This is a genomic window from Rahnella sp. R3(2024) (genome assembly GCF_042920125.1).
Taxonomy (GTDB): domain Bacteria; phylum Pseudomonadota; class Gammaproteobacteria; order Enterobacterales; family Enterobacteriaceae; genus Rahnella; species Rahnella rivi.
The window spans coordinates 990,424-1,015,299 of record NZ_JBHGBU010000001.1; the positions used below are offsets into that span (position 1 = coordinate 990,424).

The 24,876-nt window shown below is 54.1% G+C and carries 24 protein-coding genes and 1 riboswitch; of the genes, 11 read left to right on the top strand and 13 right to left on the bottom strand.

The window, feature by feature from the left end; genetic code table 11:
• Positions 1-249 precede the first annotated feature (249 nt).
• Both ABSH60_RS04320 and ABSH60_RS04325 read left to right on the top strand, forming a co-directional pair.
• Entirely contained in the window at positions 250-1,077 is an 828-nt protein-coding gene (locus tag ABSH60_RS04320; RefSeq protein ID WP_390975678.1) for a helix-turn-helix domain-containing protein, read from the top strand.
• A gap of 112 nt (positions 1,078-1,189) precedes the next feature.
• The gene (locus tag ABSH60_RS04325; RefSeq protein ID WP_056781211.1) at positions 1,190-1,876 is read left to right on the top strand and encodes a GntR family transcriptional regulator; all 687 of its coding nucleotides are present in this window, start codon (positions 1,190-1,192) and stop codon (positions 1,874-1,876) included.
• Between the two features lie 52 nt (positions 1,877-1,928).
• Here the strand turns inward: ABSH60_RS04325 and ABSH60_RS04330 are convergent, their stop codons facing one another.
• Positions 1,929-2,129, bottom strand: a complete 201-nt coding sequence (locus tag ABSH60_RS04330) for a hypothetical protein (protein WP_122097430.1) — start codon at positions 2,127-2,129, stop codon at positions 1,929-1,931.
• A gap of 57 nt (positions 2,130-2,186) precedes the next feature.
• The gene (locus ABSH60_RS04335) at positions 2,187-2,807 is read right to left on the bottom strand and encodes a hypothetical protein (protein ID WP_390972853.1); all 621 of its coding nucleotides are present in this window, start codon (positions 2,805-2,807) and stop codon (positions 2,187-2,189) included.
• Between the two features lie 237 nt (positions 2,808-3,044).
• Between ABSH60_RS04335 and ABSH60_RS04340 the strand changes: the two genes are divergently transcribed.
• Positions 3,045-3,893, top strand: a complete 849-nt coding sequence (locus ABSH60_RS04340; protein ID WP_056781222.1) for a hypothetical protein — start codon at positions 3,045-3,047, stop codon at positions 3,891-3,893.
• Between the two features lie 18 nt (positions 3,894-3,911).
• Here the strand turns inward: ABSH60_RS04340 and thiD are convergent, their stop codons facing one another.
• The 5 genes from thiD to ABSH60_RS04365 all read right to left on the bottom strand — a co-directional run bounded on the left by thiD (position 3,912) and on the right by ABSH60_RS04365 (position 10,078).
• Positions 3,912-4,712 (bottom strand): bifunctional hydroxymethylpyrimidine kinase/phosphomethylpyrimidine kinase, encoded by an 801-nt coding sequence (gene thiD / locus ABSH60_RS04345; RefSeq protein WP_136374766.1) that lies wholly within the window; start codon positions 4,710-4,712, stop codon positions 3,912-3,914.
• Positions 4,699-5,517 (bottom strand): hydroxyethylthiazole kinase, encoded by an 819-nt coding sequence (thiM, locus tag ABSH60_RS04350; protein WP_390972856.1) that lies wholly within the window; start codon positions 5,515-5,517, stop codon positions 4,699-4,701. The genes thiD and thiM overlap by 14 nt, the downstream gene beginning before the upstream one ends.
• A 34-nt stretch (positions 5,518-5,551) precedes the next feature.
• Positions 5,552-5,653, bottom strand: a riboswitch (TPP riboswitch).
• Positions 5,654-5,742: 89 nt separating this feature from the next.
• Complete coding sequence (locus ABSH60_RS04355; RefSeq protein ID WP_390972858.1) at positions 5,743-7,548, bottom strand: carbon starvation CstA family protein; 1,806 nt, start codon at positions 7,546-7,548, stop codon at positions 5,743-5,745.
• A 129-nt stretch (positions 7,549-7,677) separates the two neighbouring features.
• Positions 7,678-8,397: a two-component system response regulator BtsR gene (btsR, locus tag ABSH60_RS04360; protein ID WP_390972860.1), complete on the bottom strand. Its 720-nt coding sequence runs from the start codon at positions 8,395-8,397 to the stop codon at positions 7,678-7,680.
• Positions 8,375-10,078, bottom strand: a complete 1,704-nt coding sequence (locus tag ABSH60_RS04365; protein WP_136377295.1) for a sensor histidine kinase — start codon at positions 10,076-10,078, stop codon at positions 8,375-8,377. The genes btsR and ABSH60_RS04365 overlap by 23 nt, the downstream gene beginning before the upstream one ends.
• A 77-nt stretch (positions 10,079-10,155) precedes the next feature.
• Here ABSH60_RS04365 and ABSH60_RS04370 point away from each other — a divergent pair, with 77 nt between their 5' ends.
• From ABSH60_RS04370 to ABSH60_RS04385, 4 genes are all read left to right on the top strand, one after another.
• Positions 10,156-10,593, top strand: coding sequence for a GNAT family N-acetyltransferase (locus tag ABSH60_RS04370; protein ID WP_183847949.1), 438 nt, complete (start codon positions 10,156-10,158; stop codon positions 10,591-10,593).
• A 139-nt stretch (positions 10,594-10,732) separates the two neighbouring features.
• On the top strand, positions 10,733-11,392 hold the full coding sequence (locus ABSH60_RS04375; protein WP_390972863.1) for a DUF3313 family protein: 660 nt from the start codon (positions 10,733-10,735) through the stop codon (positions 11,390-11,392).
• 136 nt (positions 11,393-11,528) lie between these two features.
• Entirely contained in the window at positions 11,529-11,792 is a 264-nt protein-coding gene (locus ABSH60_RS04380) for a type II toxin-antitoxin system HicA family toxin (protein ID WP_390972865.1), read from the top strand.
• Positions 11,789-12,121 (top strand): type II toxin-antitoxin system HicB family antitoxin, encoded by a 333-nt coding sequence (locus ABSH60_RS04385; protein ID WP_122097420.1) that lies wholly within the window; start codon positions 11,789-11,791, stop codon positions 12,119-12,121. The genes ABSH60_RS04380 and ABSH60_RS04385 overlap by 4 nt, the downstream gene beginning before the upstream one ends.
• Positions 12,122-12,394: 273 nt before the next feature.
• On the opposite strand, the gene guaA is transcribed toward ABSH60_RS04385, so the two are convergent.
• Entirely contained in the window at positions 12,395-13,972 is a 1,578-nt protein-coding gene (guaA, locus tag ABSH60_RS04390) for a glutamine-hydrolyzing GMP synthase (RefSeq protein WP_056781247.1), read from the bottom strand.
• A gap of 104 nt (positions 13,973-14,076) precedes the next feature.
• Positions 14,077-15,543 carry an IMP dehydrogenase gene (gene guaB / locus ABSH60_RS04395; protein ID WP_390972867.1) on the bottom strand — a complete coding sequence of 489 codons (1,467 nt, stop codon included), beginning with the start codon at positions 15,541-15,543 and terminating at the stop codon, positions 14,077-14,079.
• A 168-nt stretch (positions 15,544-15,711) separates the two neighbouring features.
• Here guaB and xseA point away from each other — a divergent pair, with 168 nt between their 5' ends.
• Positions 15,712-17,085, top strand: coding sequence for an exodeoxyribonuclease VII large subunit (xseA, locus tag ABSH60_RS04400; protein ID WP_390972869.1), 1,374 nt, complete (start codon positions 15,712-15,714; stop codon positions 17,083-17,085).
• Positions 17,086-17,135: 50 nt separating this feature from the next.
• Here xseA and ABSH60_RS04405 read toward each other — a convergent pair whose 3' ends face one another.
• On the bottom strand, positions 17,136-19,499 hold the full coding sequence (locus ABSH60_RS04405) for a TIM-barrel domain-containing protein (protein WP_390972871.1): 2,364 nt from the start codon (positions 19,497-19,499) through the stop codon (positions 17,136-17,138).
• Positions 19,496-20,809 carry an MFS transporter gene (locus ABSH60_RS04410; RefSeq protein WP_056781257.1) on the bottom strand — a complete coding sequence of 438 codons (1,314 nt, stop codon included), beginning with the start codon at positions 20,807-20,809 and terminating at the stop codon, positions 19,496-19,498. The genes ABSH60_RS04405 and ABSH60_RS04410 overlap by 4 nt, the downstream gene beginning before the upstream one ends.
• A gap of 214 nt (positions 20,810-21,023) precedes the next feature.
• Between ABSH60_RS04410 and ABSH60_RS04415 the strand changes: the two genes are divergently transcribed.
• The 3 genes from ABSH60_RS04415 to ABSH60_RS04425 all read left to right on the top strand — a co-directional run bounded on the left by ABSH60_RS04415 (position 21,024) and on the right by ABSH60_RS04425 (position 23,654).
• Positions 21,024-22,103 carry a substrate-binding domain-containing protein gene (locus tag ABSH60_RS04415; RefSeq protein ID WP_390972873.1) on the top strand — a complete coding sequence of 360 codons (1,080 nt, stop codon included), beginning with the start codon at positions 21,024-21,026 and terminating at the stop codon, positions 22,101-22,103.
• A gap of 171 nt (positions 22,104-22,274) precedes the next feature.
• A complete protein-coding gene (locus ABSH60_RS04420) occupies positions 22,275-23,309 on the top strand; it encodes a M4 family metallopeptidase (RefSeq protein ID WP_390972875.1) in 1,035 nt (344 codons plus the stop codon).
• Positions 23,310-23,654 carry a protealysin inhibitor emfourin gene (locus tag ABSH60_RS04425; RefSeq protein WP_122097415.1) on the top strand — a complete coding sequence of 115 codons (345 nt, stop codon included), beginning with the start codon at positions 23,310-23,312 and terminating at the stop codon, positions 23,652-23,654.
• Here the strand turns inward: ABSH60_RS04425 and ABSH60_RS04430 are convergent.
• Both ABSH60_RS04430 and ABSH60_RS04435 read right to left on the bottom strand, forming a co-directional pair.
• Positions 23,639-23,869 carry a zinc-ribbon domain-containing protein gene (locus ABSH60_RS04430; protein WP_390975680.1) on the bottom strand — a complete coding sequence of 77 codons (231 nt, stop codon included), beginning with the start codon at positions 23,867-23,869 and terminating at the stop codon, positions 23,639-23,641. The two genes, ABSH60_RS04425 and ABSH60_RS04430, sit on opposite strands and share 16 nt — an antisense overlap.
• A gap of 12 nt (positions 23,870-23,881) precedes the next feature.
• The gene (locus tag ABSH60_RS04435) at positions 23,882-24,838 is read right to left on the bottom strand and encodes an AEC family transporter (RefSeq protein ID WP_056781265.1); all 957 of its coding nucleotides are present in this window, start codon (positions 24,836-24,838) and stop codon (positions 23,882-23,884) included.
• Between the last annotated feature and the right edge of the window lie 38 nt (positions 24,839-24,876).

The window sequence follows — 24,876 nt, forward strand, 5'->3', positions numbered from 1 at the left end:
AGCTGTAGGAACACAATGAATAAGGCTAATTTTTCGCATCAGCCCTGAGATGAAATAAGGTACGCCATAAATCTGGCATAGAGATTTCATGCCAACAAGAGGAGGATAAAGTAGTTAAACGGGACAATTCCGACTCACGAACAGAATCTGTGAAGCAGATCAAAACCTCTTAACGCCCGGCGGGTAGCGCGTGTTTCTTATGCTACTGTCAATCTACACCTGCCTGATGAGCGCCTGAAAATGCCTGAAATGCTTGCGTTTCCCGTTAATTACCCGGTAAAAGTGCAAAACGGCGGTCTGTTTATTTCACGGGGGATTGGCACACATCCGACCCGACGCCTGAGTTCGCACGAGTTAATTTATGTCGTGCGGGGTTCGCTGTCTTTGCAGGAAGAAAATAACCGTTTTGATTTACACGCAGGCGAAAGTTTATTGTTATTTCCAGGGCGTGAACATAAAGGGATCACAACATTCGATCCCGATTTAAAATTTTACTGGCTGCATTTCGATATTGTGAAAGATAGCGCAATAATGGAAATACAACCAAACAGTCCCTCTTTACAGCTGAATATTCCACAGCACTGTAAAGTCAGAGACAGCGAAACCCTGTTAACGCTGTTCAGATTATTTTTATATGAACAGGAACGCGGAGGTAACTCTCTCGAGCTGTTTCTGATATTGCTGTTACAGGAAGTCTCGCGTGCCTGGCCGGAGAATGTCGAACCGGGCGGCCCCGGCGTGGCACTGGCTTATAAAGCCCGCCAGCTCATCACGACACAGTTTCACATGCCGCTGGGGGCTTCGGAACTGGCGGAACGGCTGCACTGCAACGCGGATTATCTCGGACGGGTTTTCCGCCTGACTTTCCAGATGACGCTGACCGAAGCATTGCATAAACAACGTGTTGCCGCCGCCGAGAAACTGTTGCTGGCGAATACCGGCAATGTGGCGGATGTGGCCCGCCTCACCGGGTTTAATGACGTGGCGTATTTTCGACGAGTGTTTCGCAAACTGCTGGGGATCACGCCAGCGGCGTATAAAAAGCTCTATTGCCGTGAGCACATTAATTCGGATTAGCTTTGATGAAATAAGCCAAATATCTGTGAAAACCTTGCGCTAACAATCTCAAAATCCTGAGAAAACTCATGTTAGTATTATGGACTCCCGATTCTGAAGACAACTTTTGCCCATGACAGACGCCTTTGAATTTCTCAGCAATGTACCGGTTAATCAGCAGATTTACCGTACCTTGCGTCAGGACATCGTCACCTGCGCCATTGCGCCGGGGGCATTCCTGTCGGAGAAAGAGATTTCCACACGCTTTAACGTGTCCCGCCAGCCGGTGCGCGAAGCCTTTATCAAACTGGCGGAAGCCGGACTGGTGCAGGTACTGCCACAGCGCGGCACCTATGTGATGAAAATTTCCTCCAAGCGGGTAGCTGACGGCCGTTTCATTCGTGAAGCCGTCGAAACCGCCGTGGTGCGCCGTGCGGCGATGGTCGCCACCGGGAAAGATCTGGCATTGCTGGAACACAATCTTGAACGCCAGACGCTGGCCGCCAAAAGCCAGCAAACGCAGGAATTCCTGCTGCTTGACGATGATTTCCACCGCACCATCGCGCAAATCATTGACTGCCGTCTGGCGTGGGAAACCGTCGAACACATCAAAGCCACCATGGACCGCGTGCGGTTCCTGACGCTCAGTAAAGTCTCCCCGCCGGAGAATCTGATTGCACAGCATTATGCGATTTTCGATGGTCTGAAAGCACATGACCCGGATGCAGCGGAAAAAGCCATCCGCATTCATTTGCAGGAAATGATTTCCACTATCACGCCCATTGCCGAACAGAACAGTGACTGGTTTGATGCCGAGTGAGTTTGTCTTCCCGCGTGGTAAAACGATGCCAACGCGGGAGATAATTTTCACTTCAGGGCAATTTGTTCCAGTCTTTTGAAGGGCGGTAGCAGGCTTCTCGCGGGCCAAGCAGCACACCTCCCCCTTCAAAACCTTCAACATCTTTTTGACCTTCATATTTTTCATCGCAGGATCTTAAAAATCCGACAACGAGTTCCACAAGTTCTGTCTGCCGAGGCGTTAAATTAACCGGTTTTTCCTTGTCTCGCTTCATGTGCTGCTCCTGATAAGTCAGATAAAAATTCTCTGTCTGAAATGATGAATTCATTCTTCAAACGTTGATATTAAATAAATCCATATTTATATATTCACGTAATAAATAGTAAGTGGATTCGCACTCCATCTCTTGCGAAACTTGCGACAGGGGCGCTGCGGAGATATAAAAACGCATTACATCATCATTAACAACATCTTTAATTACAAATCTCACCCTTTCTTTCTTTAATATACCCAGCTCATTAAGAACCTCAGCGTAAATCACCATAAGACAAAGGCTGTAATACAGCATATTCCTTTTCAAAGGATGCCCTGCTGTCTTGCGATAAAAATTCTCCAGTGCATTGAGCTCCAGTTCTTCTGATAAGCACCGGCACGAGGTTAACAGGAACGCGGCCCGCTCCTGCTGCAGGTTATTGAGACAAAACACATAAGCGGCCTGCTCCATACCTGAATTCTGCGGCTTATTTTTCCGATACTCGTTAAACAGCCATTTCCAGTTAAGCTGGTGTTTTTCAGGTTGTCGTAAATTACGCCTCGCCCGACGCTGCTGCCAGATAATATCACTGCGACGAATACACTTTATAATAAGAGAGACATCTAACTTACTGAAGACGGCATTCATTATTGTGACCGTCTCATTAATCACCCTTTCATGTAACGTCATCCTTTCCATTTTATTCCCACAGGTTGCATGTTATTTCGCAAGAATAATCCTCAATCCGGGAATAACAATCATGATGCGTTTTTTTTACGAGACGTCTCGTAAAATTTCATCAGACCCTGGGTCTGTAAGGCGAAGGTTTTCTTTCCATCCCGCTGTCTGCGGCGTTCAATTTTTGCGGGTTAGCGCCAAAATCTGTATGACAACTTAGTGTAAGCTGTAAACCACATCAATATCGTGGATACCTTTATGCCAGCCGCAGCCCCCCTGAAAAAAAGCTATTACAGTGCCGAACAGTCACTCTCCCTCGCCCAACTGGATGAAGAAAAGATCAGCCAGATTGCACGCGATCTGGACGTGGCCGAAAGCGAGAAAGAGCATTATCTCACCGGCTGGATGGGCCAGAACAGTGTGGTGCTGGTAAGAAATTATCAGGATAAACGTGGCACCGCGAACGGCCTGGTGATGTCGCGGGGTAACCGTTACAAACTGACCGTGCAGGCCATCACTTTTCGCATTCCCAAAGTGCTGCTGTGGGTGACTTTCCGCCGCACGCCTCGCACCATGACCGTCATTGCCTATAACAAACTGGGCGAACAGGCGACCGGCCTGCAACAGTTTATGCATGTGCAGGATCCTGAGCTGAAAGAGCGCCTCGAAAACGACTGGCGCGAGCTGAATGATTATCTTGGTATGGCCTGCTGGCAGATGGACAATAACCGCCCGTTATGGCGTCAGCTGCATGAAGAGATCACCCCGCAGGCACTGTGGCTGCTGGCAGATTCATCGTGGTTCAGCGGCAAAAAACTGCAAAAAGATGGCGAACTGGAAGGCCTGTGGCTGCATGAGCAGTTTATTGGCCGACGCAGCGGCGAACACGCGGCGCTGGTTCTTTCATGGAAAGATGAAGAGAATCAGGACATCGCCAGTTATCTTTATGAGCGGATTTCTGTCAGCCAGATCCGGGTGATGCTGCGCCCGCGTAAAGACGAGAAATTCTACCCGCTGAATCCGTTTGATGCCGTGCATTTACAGCGGGCGCTGATGATGTTTCATCAGGCAGAACAGGCACTGGAAAAATCGCAGCGCAGCGCCTGACTGCCCTTCACTATCGCCTTACCACCAGCGATGGAAATGATGCACCGGCCCGATACCCTGCCCGACATCCAGCGAGTCGGCCTGTATCAGCGCCTGTTGCAGATAGGCTTTGGCTTCGCGCACAGTGTCTGCCCAGCCGCTGTGGCGCGGGCGCAGTGCCGCCAGGGCGGCTGACAACGTACAGCCGGTGCCATGAGTATGGCGGGTGTTCACCCTCGGCGCAGTGAAACGCTCACGCGTATCCCGCATAAACAACCAGTCCGGACTCTCTTCGTCGCTAAGATGCCCTCCCTTCATCAACACCGCGCCACACCCCATCGCCAGTAAAGCTTCGCCCTGCTCACGCATTTCCGCTTCACTGGTGGCGATGGCGCATTCAAGCAACGCTGCTGCTTCGGGCAGGTTTGGGGTGATGATCGAAACCTGAGGCAAAAGCAGCCGCCGCAACGCCTCGACCGCTTCCGGCTGCAATAAAGGATCGCCGCTTTTCGCCAGCATCACGGTATCGAGCACCACAAACGGCGGCTGATAATGGCCAAGCCGCTCCGCCACCGTTTCCACAATCTGACTGTTTGCCAGCATGCCAATTTTAGCGGTATCGATACGCACATCGCTGAGGACGGAATCAAGCTGCGCCGCCACAAACTCCGGTGAGATGTAACAGACCGACTGAACGCCACGGGTATTTTGCGCCACCAGCGCCGTGATCACGCTGGTGCCATAAGCGGCGAGGGCGGAGAAAGTTTTCAAATCCGCCTGAATGCCCGCGCCGCCGCTCGGGTCAGTGCCGGCAATGGTCAGCGCATTAATGCGTTTCATGACAGCCCTCCCCGTTCAGCCATGTTTCGTTCAATAAATACAGATTATCGAGGAACGCTGGCGTAAAGCTGCCCGGCCCGTAGGCTGTCGCACAAGCCCGCTCACCGGCACATGACATGACGCGACACGCCGCCGCGACGTTGTCCAGCCGGTCGCCCGGTAATGCCGAAAATGCCGCTACCACGGCAGATAATGCACAGCCGGTACCGACCACGCGGGTCATCATCGGATGCCCGCCCGGCACAGCCCAATGGCGTTTGCCGTCAGTGATGTAATCCGTTTCGCCGGTCACAGCCACTATCGCCCCGGTTTGCTGCGCCAGTTGCTGTGCGGCAGGCAGAGCAGAAAGCGAATCGTCGCCGCTGTCAACGCCGCGGCCTGACGCGCTCAGGCCACTGAGGGCACGGATTTCAGACGCATTGCCACGAATGGCGGCGGGTTTTAACGGCAGGATACCGAGGCAAAATTCGGTTCGCCAGCTCAGGCCACCGACCGCGACGGGATCTAACACCCAGGGTTTCCCGGCCTGATTTGCGGCATGAATCGCCGCCAGCATCGCGTTAGCGTGGGGATGTGTGAGCGTGCCGACGTTCACCAGTAAGGCATCGGCAATGGCGCTGAACTGCGCCGCTTCATCGGGATCGACCACCATCGCCGGAGAAGCACCCAGCGCCAGCAGGACATTGGCAGTAAAAGATTGCACCACATCGTTGGTCAGGCAATGGACCAGCGGTGAGGCATGGCGGAGTTGATGTAAAGAACCGGCGGCAGTAGCACCGGGAAATACGGAAGGTCGGACGTTCATAAGTCTCCCAACCGGCTTTCAGGAAGGCGGCATCGGGAGAGATACCTGACTTCCCTACGCTGGCATAATCCAGATCAGGTAATACGGGTAAAATCTCAGCCGTTCTTTTGCAAGCGCGGCACCCCGAGTCAAGGGAGCATTATTGGTGTGGACGGCGGGAAGATCAATCAGCAATTGATACAAAAAAGCCCTGTCCATTGACAGGGCTGATGAAACAATCGCGATTTACAGCGTAGCCGGTACGTCGCCAGTCATGCCTTCGCTGCGCGCCTGCCACAACGTTATCCAGCGCAGAACAGATGCCACCATAATCACCGCGCCGAGGGCGACCATGATGATTGAGATGGTGCCGTTGAACAGGTTGAAACCTTTGGCCGCAGAATTGAAATACACATGAGCGACCATCCAGTACGCCGCATAGTTGACCGTGACATAGAGATAGGCCAGCGGGATCAGGCAGGTCAGCATGTAGCGGCGTTTGTCCGCCAGACGCAAGATAATGGTCGCGCCGATCATCAGGCCAATCGAGGCCATCAGCTGGTTTGAAACGCCAAACAACGCCCAGACGGAGTTGATGTCGCCCGAGTTAAGAAGGTATCCCCACAGCAGGCAGGCGACGATGCTGCACGCCACTGCGCCCGGCCACCAGTCAGTACGTTTGAGCGGCGACCACAGATCGCCGAAGAAATCCTGTAACAGATAGCGCGCCACGCGGGTCCCGGAATCCACGGCCGTCAGGATAAATACCGCCTCGAACATCACCACAAACTGGAAGAAGTACGAAGACAAATGGCTGAACCACGGGATGCGGGTAAAGATATCCGCCATGCCGACTGCCAGCGTCACAGCCCCGCCGGTACGGCCACTGAGATCCAGACCAATTTCCTGGCTGAGTGTCGGCAGATTCACCACCTGCATCCCCAGACCGGCAAAAACCTCGGGCGCCGAGTTGATCGCAAAGTAATCCGCCGGATGCAGCGCGGTCGCGGCAATCAGCGCCATCACGCCGACCACGCATTCCGCTAACATCGCACCAAAACCGACCGGTAAGATGTCGCTCCATTTATCGATTTGCTTCGGCGTCGTGCCGGAACCGATAAATGCGTGGAAGCCGGAGATCGCGCCACAGGCGATAGTGATTGAGATAAACGGCCAGACCGGCCCGGCCAGCACAGGGCCGCCACCGTGGATAAACGGTGTGATCGCCGGAAACTGGATCTCGGGGTTAATGAACACCACCCCGACGATGAGCGCCCCGAACACGCCGATTTTCATGAAGCTGGAGAGATAACCGCGCGGTGTCAGCAACATCCACACCGGCAATGCGGTCGCGAAGAATGCGTAGACCGGCAACACCAGGCTGACCGTCGAAGCACGCAGGCTCAGCCATTCCCCAAACGCCGAGGCCTGAATGTACGGCCCGATCACCACGCAGGCCATGATGGCAATAATCCCCACCCATGAAGCGGCTTTCATACTACCGGTCAGACGTTCCCACAGGCCAACGCAAATCGCCACCGGGATGGTCATGAAGACGGCAAACGTCCCCCACGGATTACGCTCAAGAGCGTGGACAACCACCATCGATAAACCGGCCATGGTGATAGTGATGATAAATAACATCGCCAGCCCCGTGCACCAGCCTGCCACCGGGCCAAGCTCTCGCTTAGCGACCTCGGATAACGATTTCCCTCTGTGTTTCATGGAGGCAAACAGCACGACGGTATCATGCACCGCGCCGCCGACCACACAGCCGATCAGCAGCCATAACATGCCGGGCAGATAACCGTATTGCGCGGCCAGCACCGGGCCGACCAGTGGCCCCGCCGCCGCGATGGCCGCGAAGTGGCTGCCAAAGTTCACCCATTTTTTGGTCGGGACGTAGTCTTTCCCGTCTTCCAGTAAATGCGACGGAGTGACCTGAGCATCATCGGCTTTCAGCACTTTACGGACGAAAAACACCCCGTAAAGCCGGTAACAGATTGTCAGAATACACAAAGTCGCGATGACAAAAGTCAGTGCGTGTTGCATCTTGTTGTTCTCCGGATAAGGAATAATCCGGCGCAACGTAACAAAGTGCCGATGAAAGCGCTCCGGCTGTTGGCGTGAGCGGCGTAATAGCGATTTAAACGGTTAAAACGCCAGAGTGAACGGTGCGGGTTACAGGCCCAGCCGGGACTTCAGGGCTTTCAGGTAGCGACGACTGACCGGTACCCGTACCTCATTTTTCATCACCAGCTCTGCCTGCCCGCAGTCATCAAAACGGATTTCGCGCAGATGCTGCATATTAATCAAATACTGCCGGTGGCAACGCAGCAACGGCGTGCGACTTTCCAGCGTGCGCAGCGTCAGCTCTGTAAAGCATTCACTGCCGTCGGCGCGGTTCACGAATACGCCGCTGACCCGTGAGCAGACAAAAATCACCTCATCTGTGGAGAGCAGATAAATACGGTTCTGCCCGCAGCAGGGGATCAGGGACAGATCCGGTTCCCCCGCCATCAGCGCACTGACATTTTGCGCAGGAAGATGCTGTCGCAGGCGATGAAGGGTTTTCTCCAGCCGTGACGCCTGAACCGGTTTGAGCAGATAATCGAACGCATTCTCTTCGAACGCCTGCAGCGCATACTCATCGTATGCGGTGAGAAAGACGATATGAGGCATGCGCTCGGGGTCGATCATACCGACCAGTTCCAGACCGCTGATGCGCGGCATATGTATATCCAGAAACACCACGTCAGGTCGCAGCCGGTTGATCGCGCCAAGGGCTTCCACCGCATTTTCACATTCGCCGGCCACGATGACGTCAGCGACCGGCTGCAACAGCACGCACAGGTTTTCACGCGCCAGCGGCTCGTCATCAACAATCAATATTTTCAGCATGTCGGCTCCTGGCTGGCAAACGTAAAATGACGCGGGTGAACCGTTCCGGCTCGCATTCAACCTGTAACCCGAACTCGTCGCCGTAGCGCCCGCGCAGACGGCGATCGACCAGGCTCATCCCAAGCCCGTTACCGTTCGCCGACGGCGCATACAGCCCGGCGTTATCTTCCACGGTGAGCACCAGACACTCTCCCTGCCCGATGGCAGAAAGACGAAGCTGCCCGATACCGAGCAACTGCGATGTCCCGTGTTTGATGGCGTTTTCCACCAGCGGTTGCAGGGTAAAAGCAGGTAAACAGAGCTGTTGCAGTGCCTCGGGGAAATCAAAGGTGACATTCAGACGGTCACTGAACCGCGCTCGTTCGATATGCAGATAGGCTTGCACATGCTCGATTTCGTCGGCCAGCGTCACCACTTCCTGCGGGCGTTTGAGGTTTTTGCGAAAAAACGTAGAAAGATGCTGTACCAGTTCACTGGCCTGCTGGCTGTCGCGACGGATCACCGCCACCAGGGTATTCAGCGCGTTAAACAGAAAGTGAGGATTCACCTGCGCGTGCAGCAGTTTAATTTCCGACTGGATCAGTAACTGTTTGTGCCGTTCGTACTGTCCGGCAAGGATCTGCGCCGACAGCAGGCTGGCGATGCCTTCGCCCAGCGTACGGTTGATCGAGCTGAACAGCCGGTTGCGCGCTTCATACAGTTTGATCGTGCCGATCACTTCCTGATTTTCACCGCGCAGCGGGATCACCAGCGTCGAGCCAAGCTTACACGACGGGCTTTGCGTGCACTGATAGGCCACCTCATTACCGTCGGCATAAACCACCTCGTTATGTTCGATGGCGCGGTGCGAATGTTCGGACAATATCGGCGATCCCGGCAAATGGTGATCGTCGCCGATCCCGACAAACGCCAGCAGCTTCTCACGATCGGTAATCGCCACCGCGCCGATATCCAGCTCCTGATAAATGATCTGCGCCACCCGTGCGGTATTCTCCTGATTAAATCCCTGACGCAGCACGCCTTCGGTACACGCGGCGATATTAAGCGCGCGGGCGCTGAACGCCGTGGTGTAACGTTCAAACATCGCCCGCCGGTCGAGCAGAATGCGCATAAACATGGCCGCGCCGATGGTATTGGTCACCATCATCGGCGTGGCGATGCTTTTGACCAGCCGCAGCGCTTCGTCAAAAGGACGCGCAACCATCAAAATGATCGCCATTTGCAGCACTTCAGCAAACAGCGTGACGCCCGCGACGGTCAGCGGATTAAACAGCCGGTCAATACGTCCCCGCCGCATCAGCACACGATGCACTATGCCGCCGAGCAATCCCTCGATAACCGTCGAAATCATGCAACTCAGCGCTGTCATGCCCCCCAGCGAATACCGGTGTAACCCGCCCGTCAGACCGACCAGAACACCGACGACCGGCCCGCCGAGTAAACCGCCCAGCACCGCGCCGATAGCCCGGGTATTGGCGATAGAATCCTGAATATGCAGACCAAAATAAGTGCCCATAATGCAGAACATCGAGAACATGAAATAACACAGCAATTTGTGCGGAAGCCGCACGGTGACGTGCATCAGCGGGATAAACAGAGGAGTTTTGCTGAGTAAATACGCAATGACTAAATAGACGCACATTTGCTGCAACAGCAACAAAACCAAATTGAACTCATACATAGTCGCTGGCAGTATCGTTAAGTGAGTTGCGTACCATACGCACAAATAACCCCACAGTCTTTGAGGAGTCTCACTCTTTGGTATCACCACTTCACATCCGGGCTTACGAAGAAGCCGATCGTCCTTTTTTACGCACGCTGTATCTGGCCGCACGCAAAGATACCTGGACGTGGCTGACAGAGGTTGACTACAAGCTGGAAGATTTTGACCGTGCGGTGATCGGCGAGACGATACTTGTCGCGGAGCGCGATGGGCATTTACTCGGGTTTGCCTCGATTTTTACCCAGGAAAACTTTCTGCATAACCTGTTTATCGACCCGCAATTTCAGGGGACCGGCGCCGGCAGCGCCTTACTTCGCGCCGCTGAAAAAACCTTTACCCGCACCGGTTCGCTGAAATGTTTGGTAAAGAGTCAAAAATCGGTCGCATTTTATTTATCAAAAGGCTGGGACATCGTCGCCACGGGGGATAGCCCTAAAGGCGAGTACTATCTCTTTCATTCACCAAATAAATGAGACGAGCGTGATCAATCATGCGCCCCTCTCACAAATATCAATACTCTGTTCTTCATCAATTTTTCTTTGTTGTTAAGAGGTTAAATTCCCCAGCGGTGCTATACATACTTTGTCTTCCTTAAAAATTTCGAGGGTTCGAATGAAAAAAATAAAGCTGCTGCAGATTGCTCTTGTGACCGGTACGATGTTTTTAGCGGGCTGTACAAGCCATGTTACGCAGACTGAAAAATTCTCAGGCTTCCTGGGGGATTATTCGGGCCTCAAGGAAGTGAAAACCGCCTCAGGAAATCCGGTTCTGCGCTGGATCGATCCTTCGTTTAAGAAAGAGAATTACTCCTACCTTAAATACGAACCGATTAAATTCTATCCTGAGCCTCAGCCTACTGAGCAAATCAGTAAAGAGACACTTCAGGGTGCTCTGGATTATGCCAACAGCCGCATGAAAACTGCGCTGTCTGAGCGTCTGCCGCTGACCGATCACGCGGGGCCACGTACTTTGATCTTCAAAGGTGCCATTACCGGTGTGAATACTTCGGCAGAAGGTTTGCAGTTCTATGAAGTTATTCCGGTGGCGCTGGTGATTGCAGGTACCGAAACGGCCACCGGCCATCGTACCCGTGATACCGAAGTGTACTTTGAAGGCGAGCTGATCGATGCCAGCACCGGTAAAGCGGTGATAAAAGTTGTTCGTAAAGGATTCGGCAAACAGGTTTCCAACGATAAACAAAAAGTGACGGCAAACGATCTGAAAAGCGTCGTCGACAGCATGGCGAACGACACCCGGTTGTTCAACGAATAACGCCCACATGTGGCATGACAACAAGGCGGCCTGAGGGCTGCCTTTTTTGTTTTATTTTTTTCGACTTTCATTTTTGATATCAAATAGTGATATCATAAAAATTTGGCGGCAATCACTTTCGAAGGATCGATAAATTATGAAGATGCTAAATGCCGCACACCTGAAAACGTTACATCTTATTTTTGCCTTACCCACCCCCTCAATGCTCGAATGGCGAAAAATAGAGGTTTTATTTATCGCTTTAGGTGCCAAAGTCAGTGAAGGCAAAGGTTCGCGGGTACGCTTTGAAATTAATCAGGTTGTTGCTTCATTTCACCGGCCACACTCGGAAAAAGAAGCGAAAATTTATCAGGTACGGGATGCCAGAACATTCCTTGAAGCGACAGGAGTAAAACCATGAGTACCATGACCTATCAGGGATATGCAGCCAGGATAGAATATAGCGACGAGGATCAGTGTCTGATCGGGCACATCGCGGGTATTCAGGACGTAATAGGTTTCCATGCAGATAACGTCTCAGACCTCAGGGCTGTTTTTGAAGAAGCCGTTGACGACTATCTCAGTTATTGTGCTGAGCAAGGTCGCGCTCCTCAACGTCCCGCAAGCGGTAAAATCAGCCTGAGGATTCAGCCTGAAGTCCATGCTGCTATCAATATTGCAGCAGAGATCTCCGGTAAAAGTGTCAATCAATGGATTAACGATATGTTGATTCAGGCAGTTCACGGTTAGAAAAATGTACCCGGAATGAGGCAGCCCGTTGGTTGCCTCATTTCAAATTGATTGCGCGATAATTTTCCGCACACTCAATCTCCTCGCACCCATGCCGCAGTTCCGCCGTTATCCGCGCCTGACGCTCAACTCAGACACCGCGCCAGAGAAGAATGGGTTTGCGGCGCACAGAAAATAAAACTCTGAGAGGATTTCACCCATAAAAAAACGCCAGCGGATCTTGCGATCGCACTGGCGTTTTTACGGGTTTCAGGCTTCAGCTATTGCTAAAACTTATTCCCACTCAATCGTCGCTGGTGGTTTACCCGAGATGTCGTAAACAACGCGGGAAATGCCGTCAACTTCGTTGATGATGCGGTTGGAGCAGCGGCCGAGGAAATCGTACGGCAGGTGCGCCCAGTGCGCGGTCATGAAGTCGATGGTTTCCACTGCGCGCAGGGAAACGACCCAGTCGTATTTACGGCCATCGCCCATCACGCCAACGGAGCGGACTGGCAGGAAAACGGTGAAGGCCTGGCTGACTTTGTTGTACAGATCGGCTTTGTGCAGTTCTTCGATGAAGATAGCATCAGCACGACGCAACAGGTCGCAGTACTCTTTCTTCACTTCGCCCAGCACGCGAACGCCCAGACCTGGCCCCGGGAACGGGTGACGGAAAAGCATGTCGTATGGCAGGCCGAGTTCCAGACCGATTTTACGCACTTCGTCTTTGAACAGCTCTTTCAGCGGCTCAACCAGACCCAGTTTCATTTCTTTTGGCAGACCGCCCACGTTGTGGTGGGATTTGATCACGTGCGCTTTGCCGGTGGCAGAGGCCGCAGATTCGATCACGTCAGGGTAGATCGTGCCCTGCGCCAGCCATTTCACCGCATCCTGCTTGCAGGCTTCTTCATCGAACACTTCAACAAAGACGCGGCCAATGATTTTACGTTTGGCTTCAGGTTCATCAACGCCTGCCAGCGCAGACAGGAAACGCTCTTCGGCAGCGACGTGAACGATGTTCAGGCCGAAACGGTCACCGAACATTTCCAGAACCTGATCGGCTTCGTTAAGACGCAGCAGGCCGTTATCCACAAATACGCAGGTCAGACGGTCGCCAATCGCGCGGTGCAGCAGCATCGCGGTCACGGAGGAGTCAACGCCGCCAGACAGGCCGAGGATCACGTGATCGTCGCCAATCTGCACGCGCAGACGCTCAACCGCGTCTTCGATGATTTTCGCTGGCGTCCACAGGGCTTCGCACTCGCAGATGTCCATGATGAAACGTTCGAGCATACGCAGGCCCTGACGGGTGTGCGTCACCTCCGGGTGGAACTGCACACCGTAGAAGCGTTTTTCTTCGTTCGCCATAATGGCAAACGGGCAAGTCTCAGTGCTGGCAACGGTCACGAAACCGGACGGGATGGCCGTCACTTTGTCGCCGTGGCTCATCCAGACGTCGAGCAGCGGTTTGTTGTTCTCGCTCAGAGCGTCCTGAATGTCGCGGATTAACGCGCTTTCAGTCTGAACTTCAACCTGCGCGTAACCAAATTCGCGCTCGTTAGAGCCTTCAACATGGCCGCCTAACTGCATTGCCATGGTTTGCATGCCGTAGCAGACGCCCAGAACCGGCACACCGGCTTCGAAGACGTAATCAGGGGCGCGCGGGCTGTCATGCTCGGTGGTACTTTCCGGGCCGCCGGACAGGATGATCCCGTTCGGGTTGAATTCGCGGATTTGGGCTTCGGTTACGTCCCAGGCCCAGAGTTCGCAATAGACACCCAGTTCACGCACGCGGCGCGCAACAAGTTGGGTATACTGGGAGCCGAAATCGAGGATCAGGATACGGTGCTTGTGAATATTTTCGCTCATGAGGGGGCGTTTTCCAGAAAGCAATAAAAGCGTTAAAACAACAGGTTAAATTTTCTGACAATCTTAAAAGCAGACAGCGAGCCTTAAGCTCGCTGTCTTTCGGGTCAGGAACCCATGCGGTAGTTCGGTGACTCTTTGGTAATGGTCACGTCATGTACGTGGCTTTCCTGGATCCCTGCACCGCTGATGCGGACAAACTCAGCCTTGGTGCGCAGGTCGTCGATGGTAGCACAACCGGTCAGCCCCATACAGGAGCGCAGACCGCCCATTTGCTGGTGGATGATTTCTTTCAGACGGCCTTTATAGGCCACGCGACCTTCGATACCTTCCGGTACCAGTTTGTCAGCGGCGTTGTCCGTCTGGAAGTAACGGTCAGAAGAGCCTTTGGACATCGCGCCCAGAGAACCCATACCACGGTAAGACTTGTATGAACGGCCCTGATACAGCTCGATTTCGCCCGGCGATTCTTCAGTCCCTGCCAGCATCCCGCCAACCATCACGCAGCTTGCGCCAGCCGCGATAGCTTTAGCGATGTCGCCGGAGAAGCGGATACCGCCGTCAGCGATAACAGGAATGCCTGTGCCTTCCAGCGCTTCAACCGCGTCAGAAACGGCGGTGATTTGCGGAACACCCACGCCGGTCACGATACGGGTAGTACAGATGGAGCCAGGACCGATACCGACTTTCACCGCGCTCACGCCCGCTTTCGCCAGTGCCAGAGCACCTGCGCCAGTTGCGACGTTACCGCCAATGATTTGCAGATCAGGGTATTTAGTGCGGGTTGCGCGGATACGTTCCAGAACGCCTTCGGAGTGGCCGTGAGAGGAGTCAATCAGCAGAACGTCAACACCGGCCGCGACCAGCGCATCGATACGCTCTTCGTTGCCCGCACCGGCGCCAACCGCAGCACCGACGCGCAGGCTGCCCTGCTCATCTTTACAGGCGTTCGGTTTACGTTCGGCTTTCTGGAAGTCTTTTACGGTGATCATACCGAGCAGATGGAATTGCGCGTCAACCACCAGCGCTTTCTCTACGCGTTTTTCGTGCATTTTCTGCAGCACGACTTCGCGGGCTTCGCCTTCTTTGACGGTGACCAGACGCTCTTTCGGCGTCATGACTGCCGTCACAGGCTGTTCCAGATCGGTCACGAAGCGCACGTCACGACCGGTAATAATACCGACCAGTTCGTTTTCTTCCGTCACAACCGGATAACCGGCAAAACCGTTAATTTCAGTGAGTGCTTTAACCTGACGCAGAGTGGTCGAAGGTGTGACGGTTTTAGGGTCAGCAACAACGCCGCTTTCATGCTTCTTCACGCGACGGACTTCTTCCGCCTGACGCTCAATAGACATGTTCTTGTGGATGAATCCGAGGCCGCCTTCCTGCGCCAGAGCAATCGCCAGATTCGCTTCAGTCACGGTATCCATGGCTGCGGACAGCATAGGGATATTCAGACGGATTTTAGCGGTCAGTTGAGTACCGAGATCGGCAGTATTGGGCAGAACTGTGGAGTGGGCTGGAACAAGGAGAACGTCGTCGAACGTTAGTGCTTCTTTTGCGATACGTAGCATGGGCAATATCTCACCAAGGTGGATGCGGAAAAGATAAAATATTGCAGCGGGAGTATACAGGTGAGTAGGCATTCCGACCAGAACTATTTCAAAAACTTCTTGATTACCTTTTGCGGGCATGTAGTATCGTTCGATTAAGTCTCTGTTTTTGAATTTGATCTGGATCACATGTCACTACCTTCTTCGCCTCCTATTTTTACCGTAAGCCGCCTGAATCAGACGGTCCGACAGTTGCTGGAAAACGAAATGGGTCAGGTCTGGCTCTCCGGTGAGATTTCAAACTTCTCTCAGCCGTCCTCCGGCCACTGGTATTTCACGCTCAAAGATGACCGCGCTCAGGTCAAATGCGCGATGTTTCGCAACACCAATCGCCGCACGACGTTCCGCCCGCAAAACGGTCAGCAGGTTCTGGTCCGCGCGACCATAACCTTGTACGAACCGCGCGGCGATTATCAGCTGATTGCCGAAAGCATGCAGGAAGCCGGTGACGGTCTGTTGCAGCAGAAATTCGATCTGCTGAAACAGCAACTGGCCGCCGAAGGTCTGTTTGATGCGCAGTTTAAACAGCCGCTGCCCTCACCTGCCAAATGCGTCGGTGTGATCACGTCCGCCAGCGGTGCTGCGCTGCATGACGTCTTACATGTCTTAAAGCGTCGTGACCCGTCATTACCCGTTATTATCTATCCGACCTCCGTTCAGGGCGTGGATGCGCCGGGGCAAATCGTCCGTGCCATTCAGCTGGCGAATGCCCGTGAAGAAGTGGATATCCTGATTGTCGGGCGCGGCGGCGGTTCGCTGGAAGATTTGTGGAGCTTTAATGATGAGCGCGTGGCACGGGCGATTTTCGCCAGCCGCATTCCGATCGTCAGCGCAGTCGGCCACGAAACCGATGTCACCATTGCCGATTTTGTCGCTGATTTACGCGCGCCGACGCCGTCTGCCGCCGCCGAACTGATCAGCCGCAATCAGCTGGAATTGCTGCGACAGATCCAGTCACAGCAGCAGCGCCTTGAAATGGCGATGGATTATTATCTCGCGCAGCTCACTCAGCGTTTCACGCGTCTGAATCATCGTCTGCAACAACAGCATCCGCATTTACGTCTGGCGCGCCAGCAAACGGCACTGTTCAAACTGCGCCGCCGTCTTGATGAAGCCATGCAAAATCAGCTGCGCCAGATGCTGCGCCGCACCGACCGTTTACAGCAACGCCTGACGCAGCAGCAGCCGCAACCTCGTATTCACCGCGCCCAGCAACGGGTCCAGCAATTACAGTACCGCTTGCAGCAGGCGATGTCCGCGCAACTGGGCGAACATCGCGAGCGCTTCGGCAAGGCCTGTGCACAACTGGAGGGCGTCAGCCCGCTGGCAACGCTGGCACGCGGTTATAGCGTGACCACCACGCCACAAGGCGCGTTACTCAAGAAAACCACCCAGACCGCACCGGGCGATACGCTAAAAACACGTCTGGCCGATGGCTGGATTGAAAGTGAAGTGAAATCGATTGTGGTGGAGAAGAAGGCGCGGAAACGGGCGGTCAAATAAACGTGGGGTTTAAAACCTCCTCCCCTTTTCAGAGGAGGAGTTTGAAATACTTAAAGATTATAGCCAGTTGTCTTCACACCGTTCACCCACACCTCACGCGCTTCGCCTGCCGGCAGCACAATGTTGAGGGTTTTCCACGCCGGTTTGAATTCCCCGCGCTGAGTGATTGTGATATCGATGCGCTGCGTGTCACTGACAATATTCCAGTTCAGCCACAGCGCCTGATTTTGCTGCCAGCGGTGGCTCTCGCCATCATCTTCAAACAGCATTCCCGCTGAGGTCAGTTCACCCGGTGCCGGATAAACGTGCAACTTGCGCTCCAGGTCTTTATGGCTGTCAACGTGGGCCAGCCGTGCGGATTGCGGCAATGCGGCGCCAGCGCGGACCAGCAGCGGCAGGCGCTCAAGCGGTGCATCCAGGGTGATTGTCTGGCCGCCTGCAAACCATTCCCCGGTGTAAAAATCACACCAGCCGATGCCGTTATCCGGCAGATAAACCTGACGTTCACGCTGACCTTCATCCACCACGCTGGCGACCAGCAAATCCTGCCCCATCAGGAAATCATCGGTTTCCGCGAAGGTGTTTTTGTCGTGCTCGTGGTCGAGGAATGTCGGGCGCAGCATCGGCTCATCGTCGGCATGAGCCTGCCACAACAAGGTGTAGAAATACGGCAGCAGACGGTAGCGCAGACGTATCGCGTCGCGGATAAGCGGCGTCACCTGCGGGTACATCCACGGCTCATTCACCGTGTGATCGTCATTCCAGGAGTGAATGGTAAAACGCGGATGCATCACGCCGTTTTGCACCCAGCGTACAAACAGTTCGGCATCGGGCTTATCGCCAGAGAAGCCGCCGACGTCGTGGCCGACGTTGTACAAACCGGACAAACTCATGCCAATGCCCATGCGCGTGTTGTAACGCAGCGTCTGCCAGCTGGTGCGGTTGTCGCCGCTCCACGTCTGCACGTAACGTTGCATTCCCGCACAGCCAGAACGTGAAATCAGATACGGACGGGTTTCCGGCGCGAAACTTTGCTGCGCTTCAAACGACGCACGCATCATCAGCAGCGGCATTACCGGGCGGATATGTTTAATGGCGATGGACTTACCGAAACCGTGACAACGCGCATCGTTGTCCCAGACTTCGTATTCGTTGTTGTCGTTCCAGGTTGAGCCGATGCCTTTTTCCAGCAACTGCTGCGTCACCCCTTTTTGCCACCAGCGCACCGCGGCCGGGTGGGTGAAATCGAGATGCGATCCTTCGTCGTCCCAGAAAACAGAACGTTCCGGCACATTGCTCTCGCTGTCACGAATGAACAATCCCTGCTCCGCCACCTGCCCGTATTGCGGGTGATCCTGCAACAGACAAGGTTTGATGTTGGCCGCCAGACGAATACCCGCATCAAGAAATGCCTGCGACATCACTTCAGGCTGCGGCACTTTGTCGTAGTTCCAGTTGAAGACATAACGCTTGTTGCCAATCGAGGTATAACCCGATGAAAGCTGGAAGGAATCGCAGGGAATGTCATGTTGCTGACACAGCGTGATGAATTTCATCAGTTGCTGCTGGGCGTCCGGCGCGTCGGTGTAGTACATGGTCGAGCCACTGTAACCAAGGCTCCATTTCGGGCCAAAGGTGGTTTTACCGGTCAGCTTCACCAGTTTTTTGGTGACATCCAGCGCGGTCGGGCCGATAAACAGGTAGTAATCCAGATCCCCGGCCTCGGCGCTGAAACGGCGGTATGGCAGATGGTAGTTATCCAGCTCATTGCCAAGATCAAGCCAGACATTGCTAAGATTGTCGTAGAACAAGCCGAAACTGATGTCGTTACGACGGGTCATAGTAAACGGAATATGTTTGTATAACGGATCGGTGCTGGCGGCGTTGTAACCCATCGCATCCAGATTGCGCATTTCAAAACGACGCCCGCTGCGGTTAAGATCCCCGGCTTTTTCGCCCAGCCCGTACACGCCATCCTGTGCTTCACGCAACTGATAGTGCGCCGAGGCATCGCCTTTCACCGACAGCATATACGCGCCGGTTTTTCGATCGCTGACCAGCGGTAACCAGACGCCCGCCTCATTTTTATGTTCCCACTCCAGCCACAAAGACTGATGCACGGTGACACGTAACATTTCGGTGGTCAGCGTCAGGGTATTTTCGCCGTGCGTAAGTTGATAACCCGGCAACGTAAAACCTTCATTGCTCAGACGATCGCGCCCTTCCCAAGGCACATCATTTTGCGGCGCAATGCTCCAGGTGCGGTCCAGTGCCAGTTCGCCATTGCGCTGAATAAAGACACGGATTAACCCCTGCTCCAGCACCCTCAGACAAAACAGATGCTTACCTTCGACACGCAAATCCACGCCTGCGTCATGATGTCCGGCCAGCTCCCAGTGTTTCAACGTCTTCATACATGCTCCCTTTTTGCCGGATTGCGGCGTTCAGCGATCAGCGCAATCAGGAATATTGCCCCAATCAAATCAAAGAATCCCATTGCGATAAACAGCGGATTGAAACCAATCGTGTCGGCAACTGCGCCGATCAGCAGTGAAAACAGGAAGCTGGCGATCCACGCGGAGGAACCGCGCATGCCGTTGACGGTCGCTACCTGATTTTTGTCGAACGTCTCTACCACCACGGCGCTCAGCATGCAGGAGATCACCTGGTGCCCGAAGCCACCGATGGAGATCAGCGCAATCGCCGCGTAAGGACTTTGGGTGAGTGCAACCAGGGCCAGAGACAGCATCATGAAAGCGCCGGTCACGGAGCTGGCAACGATGGAGTTAATGCGCGTGCAGCCAAATACTTTGCGGTAGAGCGTGGTGAGATAACCGCTGGCGATACTGCCCAGATCGGCGGCCAGGAAGGGTAACCAGGCGAACATCACGATGTGTTTCAAATCCATCCCGCGTTCGTTGGCGAGATACAGCGGCACCCAGAAACTGAACACGGCCCATGCCGGTTCGGCCAGAAATGCCGGAATGGCGATCCCGTAGAACTTTTTGTTTTTGCAGACGATTTTCAGCGACTTAAGGAACGGCAAACGCGTTTGCTGCGGCTCGTTATCAGAGCGGATCAGCGCCAGTTCGTCTTTGCTCAGGTTCGGATGGGTTTCCGGTGAATGATAAAATTTCCACCACAGCAACACCCACAGCATTGAGAGCACACCGCAAAACAGAAACGCACCACGCCAGCCAAAAGACAGGTGCGCCACCAGAATAATGGGCGGCGCCAGCATCGCGCCTATCGAGAAGCCTACGCCAGCCCAGCCGGCAGCAACCGGCCGCTCTTTACGCGGGAACCAGTCGGAAATCGCTTTGGCGTTGGCCGGGGTGGCCGCCGCTTCGGCGCTGCCCATGAAGAAACGCAAAATCGCCAGCTGGATCCAGCTTCCTGCCCCGGCATGCAGCATACACACCACCGCCCAGACGGAAGCGCAGATCAGGAAGCCAAGCTTCAGACCGATCACGTCAATCAGCCAGCCGCACAGGGGCTGGAAAATGGTGTACGCCGCCTGAAACGCAGCGACGATGTAGGAATATTGTTCGGTGGTCATGTTCAGGCTGGTTTTAAGTTCCGCAGCCAGTAAACCCAGAGAGTTACGGGTGATGTAGTTGACGGTCACACCCAGCAGGAACAGCGCCAGCATCCACCAGCGCAAGGCTTTTATTTTTCGACGTCCGATAACGGCCGTATTTTCGGTGTTGATTTGAATTGTCATGTCCGTTCTCCCACCCGTCGGCCTGGCCGCAGATGATGTGTTATGTGAGGTACTTTTGCAGAGTAGGCAGGCGGATTTGTGAGTGGAACGTGATTTTTTGCAAAAGCTTTCACGCTATAACTGCGTAGCGAAATCAGAGCGGATAAAAGCTTATGGATGAGCGGGCTTCTCAGATGAAAAATTTTGCATGAGCGATTTTGAAGGAGATCACAGTTTGAAAGGAAAGTTAAATATCCAGCAAATTGCCGACCAGACAGGGCTCTCAATCAGCACCGTTTCACGGGTTCTGGCCGGAAAAAATAACACCAGCAGCAAAGCACGCGAACGCGTGCTCGAATGTGCGAAATCACAGGGCGTTTTTAACGGGCTTTCAACCGGTCGCCTGATGCTCAACAACATCATGATTTTCGCCCCGGCCCGTGCTTTCGATGTGCGCAGCGATATTTTTTATTACAAAGTGGTTCAGGGGATCCTGGCGGCGACGGCTCACCATGAAGTGCGGGTGCGCTATTGCGCGATGGAAGAAGAAAATGCCAACGCGGCGTTGTTTATCGCCAAAATGACCGACCCGCTGACCGAAGCGGCCTTGCTGGTCGGTATCGACGATCCGCATATTCATCTGCTGGCGGCGGAAATGGGTAAACCCTGCGTGCTGGTGAACTGTCATGACCGGCACATGCGCCATGACAGCGTCAGCCCTGATCATCAGAGCATGGGGGATTTTGCCTGTGACTACCTGTTTTCACAGGGCCATCAGCACATCGTCACGCTGCAATGCCTGCGCCGACATACCATGGAACTGCGTCTGAGCGGCATCAAACAGGCCTTCACCCGCCACCATCAGACCTTCAGCGACAACCATCATCTGATCAACACATCAGGTTTTGGCGCGCAGGAAAGCGAACAGGCGTTACTCGAATATCTGGACGCTTTACCCATCGGGCAACCCTTGCCGACAGCGATTCTGGCCGGGGGAGATTACATGGCGTCCGGCGTGGTGGCTGCGTTGAGTAAAAAAGGGATTTCGGTACCCGGTGATATCAGTGTGCTCAGCACCGACGGGTTTAATCTGGCGGAGATCCATGACGTTCTGCTCACTGCGGTGCACGTGCCGCGTGATGAACTGGGAACCGAGGCTATCGCGCTGTTACAGCGCCGTATGTTGCGCCCTGACGCGCCTTATACCAGCCAGCTGTTACAAGGGAAGCTGGTGGTGAGAGAATCGGTACGCAAGGCGTCTGGTCGCGCGGTCATTCCCCGTCCGCATCATCTTTATGATCAACCTGTTTTATGACCGGGATATTGTGTGACCCGCAGGCGGACAGATAAATCTCATCTTTCACGGGCAGGTTGTCGCGCGGTTCTATACTGAAAAGTGACGACTAAACATTAGCCGCTTTTCAGTATCAGACTGTCCGAACACCTTTCTTTCACCTCCGGGTGACCCTTGATAAGGAGATTCACCATGAATCACAGTTCCGCGAAACGTTACAACAGCGTCATCCCACCTTATATGCTCAACCGCATTATTGAACACGGCTCAGAACTTCAGCGCAGATGTGCAAAACAGACGCTGGTGCATGTTAATACCCTGATGGCCCAGCCTTACGCCAAACCGCAAAAGACGGTGACGGCCAAAGCGGGTCTGGTTGAGCGCGATATTTACGACGCCAAAAACACCACCCGCCTGCCGGGCGAATCCGTGCGAAAAGAAGGCCAGGCGAGTAACGGCGATGTCTCGGTGGATGAAGCCTATGATTATCTCGGCGTAACCTATGATTTCTTCTGGCAGGCGTATCAGCGAAACTCTCTCGACAATAAAGGACTGGCATTGCTCGGCACCGTTCATTACGACAAGGGCTATCAAAATGCCTTCTGGAACGGTCAGCAAATGGTATTTGGCGACGGTGACGGGGAAATATTTAACCGCTTCACCATTGCTATCGACGTGGTTGGCCATGAACTTTCCCACGGTGTGACTGAAACAGAAGCAGGCCTGGAATATAACGGGCAATCCGGCGCGCTGAACGAATCGATGTCGGATGTGTTTGGCTCGCTGGTGAAACAGTTCCATCTGAAGCAGACTGCCGATAAAGCCGACTGGATCATTGGTGAAGGATTACTGGCAAAAGGCATTCACGGCACGGGCCTGCGGTCGATGTCGCATCCCGGTACTGCGTATGATGATCCGCTGCTCGGCAAAGATCCGCAGCCTGCCGACATGAGCGGCTACGTTAACACCCGCGACGATAACGGCGGTGTGCACATCAATTCAGGTATCCCTAACCGCGCATTTTATCTGGCGGCGACGACACTTGGCGGTAACGCGTGGGAACGCGCCGGTTATGTCTGGTATGACACGATCTGCGATAAGTCCCTGCCCAAAGATGCAGACTTTGTGACTTTTGCCCAACTGACGGTTCAGCATGCGGAAAAACGGTTTGACGCTTCTGTCGCTCAGGCGGTTCGTGAGGCCTGGGAGCAGGTTGGAGTGATGTAAATGAAACCTTTAGATTCGCTGGAAAGTAATGCGGTGATTGAGATTTACCGCGAAGGTGGCATCGCGTTTATCCCCAAACTCAGCGGGCCGCGCAGGGTCGAGCTTGCAGGAATGAGCGATGACAAACGGCAGCAAATTTGCCAGCTCATCAACCAGGCCATGCCCTTCGCTCAGGAAAAAGAAAACGCCGGTCGCGGTGACCAGCGTTATTTCCGTATTGAGATTTACGTCGAATCGGCCGAGCATTCTGCCAGTCTGGTGGTGATTATTCCCGAAACCGAAGCCCCGGAAGCACTGGTGAATTTATGGAAACAGGCTCAGCCCGATGATCATCCCTCTGAATAAGGCGAATACGTAAGCAGCACCCGTTTTTTAGATACCATTCCGTGCCCGTTTTGGCAGAAATAGTCGACCGCGCCGCAGGCTTTCAGCTCCTGCAACGGTTGCTGACAATCCGGGCATAACGCCGTTTGATTATATTCTGTGCCGCAGGCGTCGCAGCGAAAGTGACCGCTCACCCAACTCATTGGCTGCTCACAAACCGGACAATATGCTTCCATCATGCCTCTCCTTTAAATGACCCCGAGCGTCCGTAATAAATACAGGCCCAGCGCGGTAGTAAAAAATGATCCCAACGTCGTGACCGCAATAATGTTCGCCGCCAGCGTGGCATTTCCGCCCATGGCGCGGGTCATTACGTAGCTGCCTGCGGCCGTGGGCGTGCAGGAAAAAAGAAAAATGACGCCAAGCGCCGCGCCGCGAAAACCAAAAGCCCATGCGCCCAGCGTCATCAGCGCAGGCACAAATACCACACGCGAGGCGGATGACCAGGCGGCCACATTCGAACTGCGAAACATCGCACGCCAGTCAAGGCTGGCACCGGCGCACAGCATCGCCAGCGGCAGCGCCATGCCGGAGATGAACGCGCCGGTACTGGCGAGCGTTGCCGGCATCGGCAGATGGCTGTGCTGGAATGCCAGCCCCAGCACCAGGCCAATAATCAGCGGATTGGTCAGGATACCGTGCAACACAGGCCGCATTCCGATGCGCTTACCCTGCCCGCCCTGCAAACTGCGGGTCAATGTAATCACCGACAGCACGTTGAACAAGATCACCGTCACTGCCAGATACATCGAGCCGAGCGCAATGCCTTCACTGCCAAAGGCCAGCGACGCATAGGCCAGCCCTGCGATGCCGGTATTCGCACGAAATCCACCCTGCACAAAAATGCCGCGCTCACGCGGATCTTTCACCAGCTTTAGCGCAACCAGCTCCAGCAGCAGGAAAGACACCACTGTCGCCACGCCACCATAAATCGCCAGCGGCAGGTTAGAACCCGAAGAATCATGCCCTTGCGCCACACTGAAAAAGAGCAGACAAGGTAACGCGATATTGAAAACAAGCCGGCTGGCTTTCTCATTAAAACTGTCGTCCATCAGGCCGGTACGGCGTAAAACCATGCCTAACAATAAAATCAGTAAATTTGGCACCGTCACGCCAAATGCAAAACTCCAGGTCTGCCAAAACATCCAGCCAGTTCCTTGCGAAAAGTGGGGCAAAAAAATGG

What these genes read in the sequence shown, in the direction of transcription:
- ABSH60_RS04380 (WP_390972865.1), top strand. Translation starts at nt 11,529, where the DNA reads ATGAAGATGCTAAATGCCGCACACCTGAAAACGTTACATCTTATTTTT.
- ABSH60_RS04335 (WP_390972853.1), bottom strand. Translation starts at nt 2,807, where the DNA reads ATGGAAAGGATGACGTTACATGAAAGGGTGATTAATGAGACGGTCACA.
- ABSH60_RS04320 (WP_390975678.1), top strand. Translation starts at nt 250, where the DNA reads ATGCTTGCGTTTCCCGTTAATTACCCGGTAAAAGTGCAAAACGGCGGT.
- thiM (WP_390972856.1), bottom strand. Translation starts at nt 5,517, where the DNA reads ATGAACGTCCGACCTTCCGTATTTCCCGGTGCTACTGCCGCCGGTTCT.
- xseA (WP_390972869.1), top strand. Translation starts at nt 15,712, where the DNA reads ATGTCACTACCTTCTTCGCCTCCTATTTTTACCGTAAGCCGCCTGAAT.
- ABSH60_RS04410 (WP_056781257.1), bottom strand. Translation starts at nt 20,809, where the DNA reads ATGACAATTCAAATCAACACCGAAAATACGGCCGTTATCGGACGTCGA.
- ABSH60_RS04425 (WP_122097415.1), top strand. Translation starts at nt 23,310, where the DNA reads ATGAAACCTTTAGATTCGCTGGAAAGTAATGCGGTGATTGAGATTTAC.
- ABSH60_RS04405 (WP_390972871.1), bottom strand. Translation starts at nt 19,499, where the DNA reads ATGAAGACGTTGAAACACTGGGAGCTGGCCGGACATCATGACGCAGGC.
- guaB (WP_390972867.1), bottom strand. Translation starts at nt 15,543, where the DNA reads ATGCTACGTATCGCAAAAGAAGCACTAACGTTCGACGACGTTCTCCTT.
- ABSH60_RS04430 (WP_390975680.1), bottom strand. Translation starts at nt 23,869, where the DNA reads ATGGAAGCATATTGTCCGGTTTGTGAGCAGCCAATGAGTTGGGTGAGC.
- ABSH60_RS04420 (WP_390972875.1), top strand. Translation starts at nt 22,275, where the DNA reads ATGAATCACAGTTCCGCGAAACGTTACAACAGCGTCATCCCACCTTAT.
- ABSH60_RS04375 (WP_390972863.1), top strand. Translation starts at nt 10,733, where the DNA reads ATGAAAAAAATAAAGCTGCTGCAGATTGCTCTTGTGACCGGTACGATG.
- guaA (WP_056781247.1), bottom strand. Translation starts at nt 13,972, where the DNA reads ATGAGCGAAAATATTCACAAGCACCGTATCCTGATCCTCGATTTCGGC.
- ABSH60_RS04385 (WP_122097420.1), top strand. Translation starts at nt 11,789, where the DNA reads ATGAGTACCATGACCTATCAGGGATATGCAGCCAGGATAGAATATAGC.
- ABSH60_RS04340 (WP_056781222.1), top strand. Translation starts at nt 3,045, where the DNA reads ATGCCAGCCGCAGCCCCCCTGAAAAAAAGCTATTACAGTGCCGAACAG.
- ABSH60_RS04355 (WP_390972858.1), bottom strand. Translation starts at nt 7,548, where the DNA reads ATGCAACACGCACTGACTTTTGTCATCGCGACTTTGTGTATTCTGACA.
- ABSH60_RS04435 (WP_056781265.1), bottom strand. Translation starts at nt 24,838, where the DNA reads ATGTTTTGGCAGACCTGGAGTTTTGCATTTGGCGTGACGGTGCCAAAT.
- thiD (WP_136374766.1), bottom strand. Translation starts at nt 4,712, where the DNA reads ATGAAACGCATTAATGCGCTGACCATTGCCGGCACTGACCCGAGCGGC.
- btsR (WP_390972860.1), bottom strand. Translation starts at nt 8,397, where the DNA reads ATGCTGAAAATATTGATTGTTGATGACGAGCCGCTGGCGCGTGAAAAC.
- ABSH60_RS04365 (WP_136377295.1), bottom strand. Translation starts at nt 10,078, where the DNA reads ATGTATGAGTTCAATTTGGTTTTGTTGCTGTTGCAGCAAATGTGCGTC.
- ABSH60_RS04325 (WP_056781211.1), top strand. Translation starts at nt 1,190, where the DNA reads ATGACAGACGCCTTTGAATTTCTCAGCAATGTACCGGTTAATCAGCAG.
- ABSH60_RS04330 (WP_122097430.1), bottom strand. Translation starts at nt 2,129, where the DNA reads ATGAAGCGAGACAAGGAAAAACCGGTTAATTTAACGCCTCGGCAGACA.